Below are 14,083 nucleotides of genomic sequence, written 5' to 3'. Positions count from 1 at the left end.
CGGCGGCCGCTACTCGCGGGAGAGCATCGCGGCCGCCTCCAGCTCCAGGTCGAGGTACTGCTCGGCGCTCACGTCGATCCCCACGCCCAGCAGTTTGCCGCCCGTGAACGGGAACGCGCTGCCGTACTGGCGGCTCACCGGGTCGGCGCTGTCCCAGCCGACGCAGAGGCCGTCCCCGCACAGGGTGAACTTGCCCACCTGCGCCCGCATCGGCCCGGACGCCACCGCCCGGTCGTCGACGTACAGCGTCGCGGTGCCCACGGACTCCCCGTGCTCACCCGCCCCCTCCCGCACGAACTCCACGCCGAGCGTGTGCGGGCCCGGCGTGAGCGGCTCCGACGTGAAGGTCTGCTCGGGCGGGATGCCCAGGAAGTTGTACACGTAGGTGAGCCGGCCGTCCTTCACGAACAGCGAGTGCCCGCCGAACCGGGAGCCGTGCGCGAACAGCACGCCCTGCGCCCCGTCCTCGAGCACCGCGTCGGCGATGATCTTGAACGACCGGCCGCGCACGTTCACCGCGACGCTCTCGGGCACCGCGGCCGTGCCCGGGTAGTACACGTACCGCTCGCGGGGCCGTTCGGCCTGCGGGCGCTGCACGGTCAGCAGTTCCCTGGCGGACCGGTCGTCCAGCGGCAGCGCGAAGTTCGCCTCGGCCTCCGCGAACCACGCGTCGATGAGCTCGCGGAGCTTCTCCGGATGCGCGGCGGCGAGGTCGTGCGCCTCCGCGCGATCCTCGGCCACGTGGAACAGCTCCCACGCGTCGTCCTCGAAGTGCCCCGTGCCCGTGAGCGGTGCGTGCACGGCGGCGGCCTTCCACCCGTCCTTCCAGATGCCGCGCGTGCCGAGCATCGCGTAGTACTGGACGTGCTTCTCGCTCGGGCCGTCGGGAGCCGCGTCGAAGCTGTACCTCATCGAGACGCCGTCGAGCGGACGCTGCGTCACCCCGCGGTAGGTCTCCGGCATCTCGACGCCGATCACGTCGAGCACGGTCGCCACGATGTCGACCGAGTGGTGGTACTGGTGGCGCAGCTCTCCCTTCGCCGCGATGCCCTGGGGCCAGTGGATCACCATCGGGTCGCACGTGCCGCCCGAGTACTGGGAGTAGCGCTTGAACATCGGGAAGGGCGTCGAGAACGCCGCGGCCCACCCGGTCGGATAGTGGTTGTAGGTGTCCGCGGAGCCGAGGTGGTCGATCATCGCCAGGTTCTCGGCGAGGTCGTCGGGGAAGCCGTTGAAGAACTTGTTCTCGTTGACCGAGCCGTCGGGCGAGCCCTCCCCCGATGCGCCGTTGTCGGCACAGTAGAACACGAGGGTGTTGTCGAGCTGTCCGGTCTCCTCCAGATAGTCGATGATGCGGCCGACCTGCGCATCGGTGTACTCGCTGAACCCGGCGAACACCTCGGCCATGCGGGAGAACAGGCGCCGTTCGTCGTCGTTCAGCTCCGACCACGGCCGCACGTGATCGGCCGGGTTCGCGACGTCGTCCGGCATCGGGTTGAACGGGGTGAGCGCGGTGCCCTCGGGCAGCACGCCCCTGTCGATCATGCGCGCGAGCACCCACTCCCGGTACGCGTCGTAGCCGTCGTCGAACATCCCCCTGTACTTGTCGATGTACTCCTGCGGCGCGTGATGCGGGGCGTGGTTCGCACCGGGACAGAACCAGAGGTACCAGGGCTTCGACGGGTTCGACGCCTGCTGGTTGCGGATCATCGTGAGCGCCTGGTCGGCGAGGTCTTTCGACAGGTGGTACCCCTCCTCCGGCGTCGCGGGGGCGTCGATGAAATGGTTGTCCTCGACGAGATCCGGGTACCAGTTGTTCGTCTCGCCGCCGAGGAAGCCGTAGAACCGGTCGAAGCCGAGCTGCAGCGGCCACATCGAGCGGTTGCCACCCGGGGCGATGTCCTCCTCCGGCACGTTGTGGTTCTTGCCGACCCAGAACGTGGAGTAGCCGTTGTCCTGCAGCACCTGCCCGATCGTCGCGCACTCGGCGGGCAGCCGTCCCGCGAAGCCCGGGAACCCCGTGGTGCCCTCCATGATCACCCCGGCGCGGTTGACGTGATGGTTGCGGCCGGTGAGCATGGTCGACCGCGTCGGCGAGCACAGCGCCGTGGTGTGCCACTGCGTGTAGGTGAGTCCGTTCTGCGCGAGCCGGTCCATGGTCGGCATGCTGATGCGTCCGCCGTACGGCGACCAGGACGCGAGGCCCGTGTCGTCGTACAGCACCACCAGCACGTTCGGCGCGCCGTCCGGTGCGGTCCGCAGCTCGTACGGCGACCAGTCCGGCGTCGAGTCCCGCACGTCGAGCCGGATCTCTCCGGTGAAGTCCGCGTTGAAGTCCGACATGTCCACTCCTTCTCTCATGGGTTTTCCTCCGGTACCGTCGGCGCGATGGGCGGGCGACGCAGCAGCTCCACCAGCACGACGAGCACCAGTACGCCCGCCGCGACGCCCACCACGGCACCGAACGACACCGGCCGCAGGACGATCAGCAGAAGGAGCGCGACGACGAGCCCCGCGACCAGGATCGGCCCGCGGTACCGGTCGACCGCCACACCGAACCGCCCCGTGGAGACACCGTGACGCTCCGCGGCGCCCCGGAGCGCGGCGACACCGCTCTCCACGGCCGTCCGCGTGCGCACCGCGGCGCGGGACGACCCGGCGACCCAGGCCCACAGCGCGACCAGCACCGCCGACAGGGCGAGCGCCGCGACCGTCGAGGACAGCAGCGCCGTCACCTCATCGAACAGCGACGCCGCCGCCGCCGCGGTCATGATCGACGGGCTCACCGCGCCCAGGAAGAACGAGCGGCCGATGCCCAGGCCGGCAGCCAGCAACAGGAAGGCCGCGGCGAGCGCGACACTCGTCCACAGCAGCGCCCGTGGTCGGTCGCGGGCCAGCAGCACCCCCAGCACCACGAGCCCCGCCAACACCCACGGCAACCAGAAACCCGCCGCGACCGCGACCTGGTACAGCGCCCGGACGAGCACGAGGGCATCGGCCTGGGCGATCGGGATGGAGCGGTCGATGACCGGGATCAGGTCTGCCACGCCGACACCGCGCTCCGCCAGTGCATCTTTCACGCGCTCGATCACCACACCGAGGTCGAGCGACAGCACCCCGTCGTCGGCCAGCTGCAGCGCGGTCCCCGGCTCGTCCTGCAGCACGGCGACCGCACGCTCGTGCGCGACCCGCAGCGACTGCGCCCAGATGTCGGCGAACTGCGCGGACGACACGACGTCGTGCACCACGCCGTCGATCAGGGACGACAGCCCCGACGCCGCCGGAGCCTGGAGGAGCGTGAGCGCGGACTCGGCGCGGGGCGGCAGGTCGAGCGAGCGCAGCCCGTCGAACAGCTCGCCGACGACGGCGTCGAGGTCGACCTGCTCGTCGATCGCGGCGCTCACCTGGTCGGCGACGAAGTCCTGCACGTCGGGGTCGTCTGCGAGCGGCCCGAACGTGGCGACGAAGCGGTCCGCGTCCACGAGCTGGAGGCGGGCCCAGGTTCCGAGCACGGCGACGGGCGCGAGCAGCACCGCCACCGCGAGCACGACCCCGGCGAGGATGCTGCGCGCGGCGGGCCGACGGCGCGGCGTGCGCAGGGCCTCGTTCTCGCGCTCGAGCAGCTCGACCCGCGCCCGCAGCTCGTCGAGCTCGCCCATCGGTCCTCCTCGATCGTCGTCGTGGTGCACCGGCGGCTAGGTGCCGAGCAGCCGCTGCTTCGCCGCCGCGAACTCCTCCGCCGACAGCACGCCGGCCTGCTGCATCGCCGCGAGCTGCTGCAACTTCGCGATCAGGTCGTCGCCGGCGGGAGCCGTCGGTGGCGCGGGTGGCGTGGCGGGGGCCGTGGCGTCGCGCACGGTCGCCTCGACCTGCGCCTGCTGCTGCGCGGCCTCGTACTGCTGCTGCTCGTACTCCTCCTGCGCCCGGCGGGCCTGGTGCCGCTGCGCCGCCCCGGTGACGGCCGTCGCCGTGCCAGCGACCACGGCCGTGCGCGCTGCGAGGCCCAGCAGTCCCGGCCGTCCGAATCTCCGCAGAGGCATGTCAGTCCCCCTCCTGGTCGAGGATGTCGATGAGCGCATTCACCACGGGTGCGGGGACGCGCTCCGTGCGCAGCACCCGTCCACCGGCGGCCGCGAGGTCGTGCGCGAGCACGCGGGCGAACGCGAGTTCCAGGACCACGACCGCCGCCGAACGACCAGGATCGAGCTCGCCGGCCAACAGCTCCACGTCTTCCTCCCCCGCGAGACCGGAGACGATGGGGGCGAACCCGGCGAGCCCGAGCTGCTCGGCGTCGTCCTCCAGCTCCAGGATCTCGATGTCCCCGTCGGTCGTCTTGCCGACGAGCACGATGTCCAGGATCCGGACCACGCCGCTCTCGGCGACGTCGGCGAGAGCACGGAAGGTGCCGGGGTCGGGTCGATCGCCCTCGAACCCCACCAGATAGAGCTCGACCGGGCCGAACCGGAAATCGTTCATGGCACCGCCTTCCTCGCGCGGATCAACGGCGTCATGCTCGCACCATCGTCGCGTGGCCCTCACGAGGGGATCACCCGGGCGGGGTGAGCTGCGACGACGGCGACTCGCCCGGATCGGGTGACCACCGCCACGCCCGGCACCGTGGTCGCTGCCACGATCACCTCACCTGCTCATCGACGAAAGGGGTCCGACGTGTCGTTCTGGGAAAGCTTCTGGGACATCATCTGGTGGTTCTTCTGGGTGTTCGTATTCGTCTCCTACCTCATGGTGCTGTTCAACATCGTCGCCGACCTGTTCCGCGACCACGCGCTGAACGGCTGGTGGAAGGCCGTGTGGATCATCTTCCTGATCTTCGTGCCCTTCCTCACCGCGCTCGTCTACCTGATCGCGCGCGGGCGGGGAATGGCCGAACGTGCGGCCGCCTCCTACCGACAGCAGCAGGACGCCGCCGATACGTACATCCGCAGCGTCGCAGGGACCAGCGCGACTGACGAGATCGAGAAGGCCTCGAAACTGCTCGCGGCCGGCACCATCACCGACGCCGAGTTCGCCGCGATCAAGGCGCGCGCCCTCGCCTGACCCGGGTGGACGGGGGCCGTCGAACGCGGCGCCCCCGTTCACACCGTCGAGCGCACGGCCTCCCGGCGCGACGACACCCCGAGCTTGCGGTAGATCGCCCGCTGATGCGTCTTGACCGTGTTGATCGACACCGACAGCTCCCGTGCGATCTCGGGCAGCGTCCGTGCGGTCTGCAACTGCTGGAACACCTCGCGCTCCCGCTCGGACAGCCGATCCGCGAGCGAGCCCGTCGCGTCCATCGCGAGGCAGCGGCCGATGAAGTCCTCGAACTGCGTGCCGAAGTGCACGTGCTCGTGCAGCAGCCGCCGCACGGCCACCTCGCGCGGCCCGAACAGCACGCGGATCCCCTCGCCGGACGCGACAGCGACGGCCGCCTCGCACAGCTCGTGCGCCTCCTCGTGCCGCCCCGCGTGCCGCCGCATCACGGCGGCCGTGATCAGGGTCGACGCCTTGACGTACGACACCTCGGCGTACCCCCGCAGCGAGCGCAGCGACTCCAGCGCCGCGGGGTACTCCTCCGCGCGACGAAGCACGCCGGCGAGCGCGACGTTCACCAGCGGAAGGTCGGGACGCTGCACCGAGCGTGCCGCGATCCGGCGGGCGCGCTCGCCACTGCCTACGGCCTCGTCGAGCAGCGCCACGGCCGATTCCCGCAGCGCCGCCCAGCTGAACCCGCGGATCACCTCCAGCGGGATCTCCTGCACCGCGATCGCCGCGCGACGGCACGCGGCCACGTCGCCGGTCTCGGCCGCCGCGTAGGCGATCATCATCCTCGACAGCCCGGCGACCACCCGATCGGCTTCTCCGCCGTCGAGGACCGCGGAGAACGACTCCGTCGCGTCCGCGCTGTCGCCCGACCAGTAGGCGACGAACCCGGCCGCGGCAGCCTCGGTCCCTCCCCGATGCCGTTCGTCGGAGACGTGCGGGGCGATGCGGGCGAGCGTGTCGCGAGCGTCGACCACGCGACCGGCCCAGACCTGTCCGAACGCGAGTTGGGCGAGCGACCAACGCACGCGCTCGGGGTCGGCCGAGCGCTCGGCCTCCCGCGCCGCGGCGGCGAAGTACTCGACCGGCAGTGCGGGGTCGCCGCGATGACGGATCTCGCTCCAGCCCAGCAGGTAGTCGAGCGCGGTGCGGTCTGCGACCTCCACCGCCGTGGCGTCGTGCAGCAGCGCGTGCACCTGCGCGCTGGCCTCCACCACGTCGGCGCTGTCGTCCGCGAGCAGCAGCCGCGCGACCGGCAGGACCGTCGACGTCGGCACCCCGTCGCGGTCCCGCAGCGCGTGCGCCCGCTGGAACAGCTCGCGTGCCACGTGGCGCTCGCCGAGCGCATCGCACGCGCACGCCTGCACGAGGAGGAGATCGGGGTCGTCGGGGTCGTGCCGCCGTAGCTCCGTCACCGCGTGCTCGACCTCGGCGGCGCTCCCGCCCACGACGAGCCCGAGCCAGTGTCGATCCAGGATGGTGCGCGCGACGTCGGGCTCACCGCCCCGCAGGGCGTGCCCGATCGCGGCGACCGGATCGGACTCGGCCAGTGTCGCGGCCGCTCGACGGTGCACGTCGGCGAGCCGGTCGCGATCGGCCGCCGCGATCTCACCACAGCGGCGGGCGAACGTGCGGTGCCAGCGATAGACCGGGCCGTGCGGTCCGTCGAACCGGTCGAGGAACAGCCCCAGTCGCACGCATGCCTCCAGCAGCTCCGCGGCGTCCTCGCGCTGCGTCACCTGCGCGGCGAGCTCGGGCGTGAGCTCGGCGCAGACGGTGGCGTCGAGCACGAAACGGGCGACCTCCGGCGGCAGGGCGCCCAGCACGTGCTCGCGCACGTACTCGCCGAGGAAGCTCGACGCGCTCGGGGCGCTCCGCTCCGGGCGGGCACCACCGATCATCATGAGCCGGACGGCGATCGGCCACCCGCCCGTCTCCTCCACGATCGCGTCCGCGCCGAGGCCCTCTCGCGCGGCGGGAGCGAGCCGCGCCACCTCCTCGCGCGTGAAGCTCAGAAGGTCGGCCCCGAGGAACCCCTCCGGGGCGGTCACGCGCTGGCGGCTCAGGGTCAGCTCGAGCAGCGTCGTCCCCACCAGCACCAGCCGCAGACCGTCCGGCGGCTGCTCCGCGAGCATGCCGAGAAGGCCGTGGCGCCACCGCTCCCCCGCCCGGTGCGCGTCGTCCACCACCAGGTGCACCCGCGCGTCGCGGTCGCCGAAGACCCGGCAGATCTCCTCGTACGCACGCTCCGGGTTCGTGAGGGCGGGCAGGTCGCGCTCGGAGGCGTCGCCGCTGGTCGCCCGCAGCGCCTCGACGACGCCGCGGGTCAGCCGCGCGGGGTCGACGTCGAACGGGCTCAGCGCGAGCCACGCCACCCGGTCCACGCTCGTCGCCCACTGTGCCACGGCCGTGGTCTTGCCGAAACCGGAGGGAGCACTCACGACGGTGACCGGCGCGCCGGCGACCGCCGCGTGCAGTGCCTCGGTCACCCGGTCGCGACGCAGCACGCCGGGCTGCGGGCCCGGCGGCCGGAACCGCATGGTCGGCCCTGGACTCGTCTGACGCACGGGGGACGACATGGCAGTCACCCTAGTGACGGCCGCGCGACCGCATGCGGACCGCGAGGATTCTCACCCGGATGAGAAGGACGGGCCACGGCGCACGCCCCCGCGCGGGGCTACGCTGACCGCGTGACCACCTCCCCCACCTCCCCCGAACGCGTCATCGACGGCTCCCTGTCGCCCTCCCTGCGCGTCCTGCTGGCCCTGGCCGCCGGCGCCATCGCGCTCGCGGGCCTCTCCGTCGCGCGGGACGTGTTCAGCCCCCTCGCCCTCGCCGTCGTCATCGTCGTGGTGTGCGATCCCGTGCGCCGTCCCTTCGGGCGGCGCGGCTGGCCGGCGTGGACGGGATCCACCGCCGTGATCGTGGTGTCGATCGCGATCCTCGTGGCGATGGGCGCCCTGCTGTGGCTCGCCGGGATCCAGTTCGCCGGGCTGATCGGCGACCTCGCGACGGACGGCAGCCTCCGTCGCACGGCCGACGACCTGGTCGCACTGCTGCAGTCGCTCGGGCTCGAGGACGCCGCGACCGACACCGCGGCTTCCGTCCTCGACCCCGAGACGCTCCTCGCCGCCGCGAGCCGGGTGGGCGGCACCGTGGTCGGCGTCGCGACCGCACTGTTCTTCGTGTGCGCGTACATCGTGTTCCTCGCGGTCGACGCGGCCCGATACCAGCGGGCGGGCGAGGTGTTCGGGACGACGCGTCGGGCGTCGATCGAGCGCATCACCCGACTGAACCGCGGCGTGCGCCGCTACTTCGTCGTCAACGCGATCTTCGGCGCGATCGTCGCCGTGATCGACGGGCTCGCCCTGTGGTGGATGGGCGTGCCAGCGCCGCTCGTCTGGGCGATCCTCGCGTTCGTGACGAACTTCGTGCCGAACATCGGGTTCGTGCTCGGCCTCATCCCGCCCGCGGTGCTGGCGCTCGTGGTGGGCGGCTGGCCCCTCCTTCTCGCCGTCGTCGCGGTGTACTGCGTCGTCAACGTCGTGCTGCAGGTTCTCGTGCAGCCGAAGTTCGTGAGCGACGCGGTCGACCTGAGCCTGACGCTGAGCTTCTTCTCGGTGGTGTTCTGGACGTTCGTGATCGGTCCGCTCGGGGCGATCCTCGCCGTGCCGCTCACGCTGGTCGTACGCACCCTGGTGCTGGAGGTCGACCCCGGCAGCACCTGGCTGCGCTGGCTGTCCGGCGACCGCTCGGCCGCTCCGCCCCCGACCGTTCCCGCACGACCGGAGCCCGACCCCGCCGCAGAGCCCGACCGGAAATCACCAGGGGGAGCTTGACCGATCCCGCTGGCGAGGGCACGCGCCGCGGTGGAAGGGTGGACGCGCGGCGCTCGGTGCCGCGGCGAGAGGAGGCGGGGATGCAACGACCGCTCGCCGGTCTGACGGCGCGCAACGCCCTCACGGAGCTGACGGCGGGCGTCACCCTGCTCGCGATCGCCATCCCGTTGAACATCGGATACGCCCAGATCGCCGGGCTGCCCGCGACCGCCGGGCTCTACGCGCTGATCGTCCCCACCGTGCTGTACGCGCTGGTCGTGTCGTCGCGGCAGCTCGTCGCCTCTCCCGACGCGGCGGCGGCCGCGCTCGTCGCCTCGTCCGTCGGCGGGCTGGCCGTGGCCGGGAGCGCCGACTACGCCACGCTCGCACTCGCGCAGGCCGTGCTGTCCGGGCTGATGTTCGTGCTCCTGGCGGTGTTCCGGCTCGGCTTCCTCGCCGACTTCCTGTCGAAACCGATCCTGGTCGGCTTCGTGGGCGGCCTCGCGCTGGACATCATGGTGAGCCAGATCGCCAAGATGCTGGGCGTGAAGATCGACTCCGGTGCCGAGTTCCCCGAGAAGGCAGTTGCGCTGATCGGCGGACTGCCCACGCTCAACGGTTGGTCCCTGCTGATCGCCGCCGGCTCGGTCGCGGTCCTTCTGATCGGGAAGGCCTTCCTGCGCGCGGTCCCGTGGGCACTCGTCGTCCTGATCCTCACGACCGTGCTCGTGCTGCTGGCGGGACTCGACGACCGCGGGGTCGACGTGCTGGGCGCCGTCCCCGCCGGTCCCCCCGCGCTGACGTGGCCCGTGCTGGACTGGGGCACGTGGCTGGCGCTCGTGCCGTCCGCGATCGCGCTCACCCTGGTCACCACGGCCGAGGGCCTGCTGGTGTCGCGGTCGTACGCGGAGAAGCACGGGTACCCGTTCCGAGCCAACCGCGACCTGCTCGCGTTCGGGGTCGCGAACGTCGCAGCCGGCGCGCAGGGCAGCTTCGCGGTCGGCTCGTCCACGTCGCGCACGGCCGCGATGGACCAGGCGGGCTCGCGCACGCAGCTGCCCTCGGTCGTGCTCGCCGTCGGCACCCTCCTCCTGCTGCTGTTCGGGACGGCGCTGCTGGAGGACATCCCCTCACCGGCGATCGGGGCGATCGTGGGCGTCGCGATCATCCCGCTGCTGGGCGTGCGGGAGTTCATCGACCTGTGGCGCAAAGACCGGTTCGAGTTCCTGATCGGCGCAGTCTGCTTCCTCGTCACGCTCCTGATCGGCTCGATCCCCGGGATCCTCGTCGCGTTCGTGCTGGCCCTCATCAACCTCGCCAAGCGCGCGGCCTCCCCCGCGATCGACGTGCTGGAGGCCTCGGGCGATCCGGCGGAGTCGCTGCTGGAGGACGCGCCGTCCGGAACGACGACGGCGCCGGGCATCATCGTGGTGCGCCTGGCCGCGCCGCTCTTCTTCGCCAACGGCACCGTGTTCACGTCCGCGGTGAAGGAGGCGATCCGGGCCGCGGGCGACGGCGCGGTGCAGCACCTCGTCGTCGACATGGAGGCCGTGACCGACGTCGACGTGACGGGTGCCGAGTCGTTCGCCGCTCTGAAACGCTGGCTCGCCGACCGCTCGATCTCGCTGTCGTTCAGCCGGGTCCGCTCGAACACCTGGCGGCGGCTGTCCGAGCTGGACCTGCTCGACGGCGAGCCGCTGCACGCCACCAACCGCGCGGCGATCGCCGCCCTCACCGCGTCGGTCCCCGAGCCGGCGCCCGACGAGAGGTAGACCCATGGGAGCCGCCATCGGGAGTGTCCTCCCCCTCGCGCTCGGCATCGCGATCAGCCCGATCCCCATCATCGCGGCGATCCTGATGCTGTTGTCGCCGAAGGCCCGTGTCACGAGCGTCGGCTTCCTGCTGGGCTGGGTCGCGGGCATCGTGGTCGCCGTGAGCGTCTTCACGCTGCTGTCCGCCGTGCTCCCCGAGCAGGATCCCGACGCCTCGCGACCCATCCGCGGCACCGTGCAGCTGCTGCTCGGCGTCGGCCTGCTGCTGCTCGCGGTGGGACAGTGGCGCCGTCGCCCCGGCGCCGGTCGCACCGCCAGCATGCCGGCGTGGATGAAGGCGATCGACACGATGCGGTTCCCGATGGCACTCGGGCTCGGATTCCTGCTCTCCGCCGTGAACCCGAAGAACCTGCTGATGGCGGCGGGAGCGGGGGTGGACATCGGCGCGGCCGGCCTGGACGGCGGGGCCCTGGTCGTGGTGATCGGCGTGTTCACGCTGATCGCCGCGTCGACGGTCCTCGTACCGGTGGTGGGGTACCTGGTCGCGGCCGAGCGGCTGCGGGGCCCGCTCGACGCTCTGCGCGCCTGGCTCGCCCAGGAGAACGCGGTCATCATGGCCGTGCTCCTCCTCGTCATCGGCGTGTCGATGATCGGCAAGGGCATCGCCGCATTCTGAGTCGCCGCAGCCGGAGCGCGGGAACGGGAACGACGCGGGACCGCTGTGACCGCCTCGCGACGAGTCGGGGATCACCCGATGCCGAGCGCGTGGGCGGCCGCCGTCACCCCCTCGCGGTCGGACACGCCGAGCTTGCGGTAGATGTTGCGCACGTGCGTCTTGACCGTGTTCGGGGAGATGTACTCCTGCGCGGCGATCTCCCGCAGCGTGGCGTTGCGGCACAGGGCGGCCAGCACGATGCGCTCGCGGTGCGTCAGCTCCTCCTCCGCCAGGACGCCGGCGGCGGTGAACCGCTCGCGCACGCGGTCGGCGAACCGGGTGCGCGAACCGGGGGTCGCTCGTGCCGCCAGCAGCTGCGTCACGACCGTCCCGGCCTCCGCGACCCGGCGGACGTGGTCCTCCGGCTCGGCGAGCGCGAGCGCGGTGGCGAGGGCGAACTGCGCCCGATCCGGCTCGGCGTCCTCCACGTCGAGGTGCGACTCCACCAGCCAGGCGTCGATCATCGACGCCGGCAGCAGGCAGCGTGCGGCCCCCTCCAGCACCGGGACGAGGGCTCCGCGCGCGACACCGGGCCGTCGGTCGTGCATCGCGGCGAGCGCACGGAGGACCAGCACGTCCCCGGTCTCGCCGAGCGCCGCCTCCACCTCGTCGATGAAGCGGTCGCGGATCGTGGGCTCGTTCAGACGGTGGAACGCGTGCACCACGAACGGCGCCATCATGGCGTACCAGTGCACCGGCAACGGGAGGTCCTCCCGCGGCGCGAGGAAGTCGAACAGCGCCATGGCCGCGGCGTGGGCGTCGTCGACCGTGTCCGCGGCGAGCCGTGCCTGCAACCCGTGCAGCCCCCGCGCGATCGCGGTCTCCCCTCCCGCGTCGAGGACCCGCGCCGACGGCAGCAGCGCCGGACTCGCGTCGAGCAGGTTCATGGCCTCGTACGGCACCCACGATCGCCACACCCGGGCGACCTCGACGAACGCGTTGTCCGGTGCGCCGAGCTCGTGCCACCGCTCGTCCAGGGCCGCACTCGCATCCATCACCTCGCGCAGCCGCCCGCGGAACAGGGCTGCCGTGAGGAGCGCGGTCTCCGCCTGCAGCTCCGCCGATACGGCACCGATCGCCCGCGCCAGGTCGGCCGCCCGTCTGGCCGACACCTCGGACTGCTCCAGCCGACCGGTGAAGAGCTGGGCCATCGCGAGCTGCAGCATCGCGTAGGCGTCGATCCGCTCCTCGCCCGTCGGCGTGCGGAGCTCCGAGCCCACCGCGGCGAGCGCGTCCTCGATCCCCCCTCGGCGCAGTGCCGTGTGCAGCGCGAGCCCCCGCCTCCACGCCCGGTGCACGTCCGACTCGTCTGTCTCCGGCGTCGACGACAGCGCCGCGACCGCCGCGGACGCGTTCCCGCGGGTGAGCTCAGCCGCCGCGATCAGCATCCGCACCCCCGGCTCCGCGCGGCGCTGCGCGGTCAGCTCCCCGGTCGCCGCGACGACCTCGTCGGGGTGGCCGTCGAGCACGAGCTGCATGCCGCTGCGACGGAGGATCGCCGAGACGCAGAACTCCTCTCCGCTGCGCACGGCGTGGACCAGTGCGGGAAGGGCCTCCCCCTGCCCGTCGAACCACGCCGACGCGATGCCCTCGAGCCGGGCGGGCTCGCTGCTGCCCCTGGCGCGCAGGCGCCCGAGCAGGAAAGCGCGCAGCAGCGGGTGGTAGTGGTACCGCGGGGGGTCCGCGCCGTCGGGGCCGGCGAGCACGTTGAGCCGCAGCAACCGCTCGATCAGAGCGCCCGCGCGTGCGCTGCCGCAGAGGACGGTCGCGAGTGCGGTCGTGAACGACTCGGGGACGGCCGTCGTCTCCAGGAAGCCGCGCAGCTCGTCACTGAGGTCTCCGAAGACCTCCTCCACGAAGTAGTCGACCACGTCGGGGTCGTCTCCCCGGAGCGGGTAGGCCCCGACCGGGCCCCCGCCGGGGGCGTTGAGCATCATGAGCTGCAGCGCCGCGGCCCACCCCGCGGTGCGGGTCAGCAGCGCGGCGATCTCGCTCGGGTTCAGGTGCAGGTCGCGGAGCGCGAAGAACGCCTGGATCTCGTCGGGACGGAACGCCAGGGCAGCACCGTCGAGTTCGAGGGCGATGCCGCTGAGCCGACGACGGGCCAGCGGGATCATGCGCGTGCCGCGACCGGACAGCACGACGTGCACGTCGCCAGGGACCGTCTGCACGAACACCGACATCAGGTGGGCGGACTCGTCGTCCTGAAGGTGGTGCACGTCGTCGACGATGATCACGATCCGTCTGCGGGCCGCGTCGAGCGCCCTGGCGAGTCCGCGCATGGTGGCCGCCCCGTGACCGCGGGGCACGCGGGCGAAGCCGCGCTGCAGTGCGGGATCGGGGATCCGTTCGAGACCCGCGATCAGGGTGTCGACGCCGTCGCCGCGCTCCATCGCGACCCACACGACCTCGACGTCGGCGTGCTCGCGCAGCTCACGCGACCACTGCGCGAGCAGCCGCGTCTTGCCGGCGCCGGCCGGCGCGCCCACGAGCGTGAGCGACCACGGCTCCTCCATCGCGGCGCTGAGCCGGGTCAGCAGTCGGTCCCTCCGTACCTCGCCCTTCATCGATGTGGGGATGGGACTGGTCGTCCCACCTCCGTGTCGAGCATCTTCCGTCATCGGTCCCCCCGATCCTGAAGCGGCTCTCCCCCTCGGCGGCAGTATATTCCCCGATGAGAGCGGTTCCGCAAGGGCATGCCCCTGCTCACGGCGGGGCCGACGCCCCGACCCGCCGAC

At 72.3% G+C, this 14,083-nt stretch carries 10 protein-coding genes; 4 read left to right on the top strand and 6 right to left on the bottom strand.

What is annotated here, in order from left to right; all coding sequences use genetic code 11:
* Positions 1–9: 9 nt before the first annotated feature.
* Genes KZC56_RS12045 through KZC56_RS12030 form a run of 4 tightly spaced genes read right to left on the bottom strand, consistent with a single transcriptional unit; the run spans position 10 to position 4,476 of the window.
* Positions 10–2,343, bottom strand: a complete 2,334-nt coding sequence (locus tag KZC56_RS12045) for a sulfatase-like hydrolase/transferase (protein WP_136044359.1) — start codon at positions 2,341–2,343, stop codon at positions 10–12.
* A 14-nt stretch (positions 2,344–2,357) separates the two neighbouring features.
* On the bottom strand, positions 2,358–3,659 hold the full coding sequence (locus KZC56_RS12040) for a hypothetical protein (protein WP_136032567.1): 1,302 nt from the start codon (positions 3,657–3,659) through the stop codon (positions 2,358–2,360).
* A gap of 36 nt (positions 3,660–3,695) precedes the next feature.
* Positions 3,696–4,040: an SHOCT domain-containing protein gene (locus KZC56_RS12035; protein ID WP_136032569.1), complete on the bottom strand. Its 345-nt coding sequence runs from the start codon at positions 4,038–4,040 to the stop codon at positions 3,696–3,698.
* Position 4,041: 1 nt separating this feature from the next.
* Positions 4,042–4,476, bottom strand: coding sequence for a DUF6325 family protein (locus KZC56_RS12030; protein WP_136032571.1), 435 nt, complete (start codon positions 4,474–4,476; stop codon positions 4,042–4,044).
* A gap of 192 nt (positions 4,477–4,668) precedes the next feature.
* Here KZC56_RS12030 and KZC56_RS12025 point away from each other — a divergent pair, with 192 nt between their 5' ends.
* The gene (locus tag KZC56_RS12025; protein WP_247638635.1) at positions 4,669–5,055 is read left to right on the top strand and encodes an SHOCT domain-containing protein; all 387 of its coding nucleotides are present in this window, start codon (positions 4,669–4,671) and stop codon (positions 5,053–5,055) included.
* A 38-nt stretch (positions 5,056–5,093) separates the two neighbouring features.
* On the opposite strand, the gene KZC56_RS12020 is transcribed toward KZC56_RS12025, so the two are convergent.
* Positions 5,094–7,619, bottom strand: coding sequence for a winged helix-turn-helix domain-containing protein (locus tag KZC56_RS12020; protein WP_247638634.1), 2,526 nt, complete (start codon positions 7,617–7,619; stop codon positions 5,094–5,096).
* A gap of 111 nt (positions 7,620–7,730) precedes the next feature.
* On the opposite strand from KZC56_RS12020, the gene KZC56_RS12015 reads away from it, so the two are divergent.
* From KZC56_RS12015 to KZC56_RS12005, 3 genes are all read left to right on the top strand, one after another.
* Positions 7,731–8,879 carry an AI-2E family transporter gene (locus tag KZC56_RS12015; protein ID WP_240753137.1) on the top strand — a complete coding sequence of 383 codons (1,149 nt, stop codon included), beginning with the start codon at positions 7,731–7,733 and terminating at the stop codon, positions 8,877–8,879.
* A gap of 80 nt (positions 8,880–8,959) precedes the next feature.
* The gene (locus tag KZC56_RS12010) at positions 8,960–10,630 is read left to right on the top strand and encodes a SulP family inorganic anion transporter (protein WP_136044889.1); all 1,671 of its coding nucleotides are present in this window, start codon (positions 8,960–8,962) and stop codon (positions 10,628–10,630) included.
* A 4-nt stretch (positions 10,631–10,634) separates the two neighbouring features.
* The gene (locus KZC56_RS12005; RefSeq protein WP_136044888.1) at positions 10,635–11,306 is read left to right on the top strand and encodes a GAP family protein; all 672 of its coding nucleotides are present in this window, start codon (positions 10,635–10,637) and stop codon (positions 11,304–11,306) included.
* A gap of 71 nt (positions 11,307–11,377) precedes the next feature.
* On the opposite strand, the gene KZC56_RS12000 is transcribed toward KZC56_RS12005, so the two are convergent.
* Positions 11,378–13,912 carry a winged helix-turn-helix domain-containing protein gene (locus tag KZC56_RS12000; protein WP_247638633.1) on the bottom strand — a complete coding sequence of 845 codons (2,535 nt, stop codon included), beginning with the start codon at positions 13,910–13,912 and terminating at the stop codon, positions 11,378–11,380.
* Between the last annotated feature and the right edge of the window lie 171 nt (positions 13,913–14,083).

The organism is Microbacterium sufflavum, from assembly GCF_023091155.1.
Taxonomy (GTDB): Bacteria; Actinomycetota; Actinomycetes; order Actinomycetales; family Microbacteriaceae; genus Microbacterium; species Microbacterium sufflavum.
The sequence above is the reverse complement of the archived record's forward strand: the minus strand, read 5'-3'. Positions and strand labels throughout refer to the sequence as shown.

Bases quoted from the DNA above. Each gene is read 5' to 3' on its own strand.
- KZC56_RS12005 (WP_136044888.1), top strand. From the start codon at position 10,635: ATGGGAGCCGCCATCGGGAGTGTCCTCCCCCTCGCGCTCGGCATCGCG.
- KZC56_RS12010 (WP_136044889.1), top strand. From the start codon at position 8,960: ATGCAACGACCGCTCGCCGGTCTGACGGCGCGCAACGCCCTCACGGAG.
- KZC56_RS12000 (WP_247638633.1), bottom strand. From the start codon at position 13,912: ATGAAGGGCGAGGTACGGAGGGACCGACTGCTGACCCGGCTCAGCGCC.
- KZC56_RS12045 (WP_136044359.1), bottom strand. From the start codon at position 2,343: ATGTCGGACTTCAACGCGGACTTCACCGGAGAGATCCGGCTCGACGTG.
- KZC56_RS12035 (WP_136032569.1), bottom strand. From the start codon at position 4,040: ATGCCTCTGCGGAGATTCGGACGGCCGGGACTGCTGGGCCTCGCAGCG.
- KZC56_RS12020 (WP_247638634.1), bottom strand. From the start codon at position 7,619: ATGTCGTCCCCCGTGCGTCAGACGAGTCCAGGGCCGACCATGCGGTTC.
- KZC56_RS12030 (WP_136032571.1), bottom strand. From the start codon at position 4,476: ATGAACGATTTCCGGTTCGGCCCGGTCGAGCTCTATCTGGTGGGGTTC.
- KZC56_RS12040 (WP_136032567.1), bottom strand. From the start codon at position 3,659: ATGGGCGAGCTCGACGAGCTGCGGGCGCGGGTCGAGCTGCTCGAGCGC.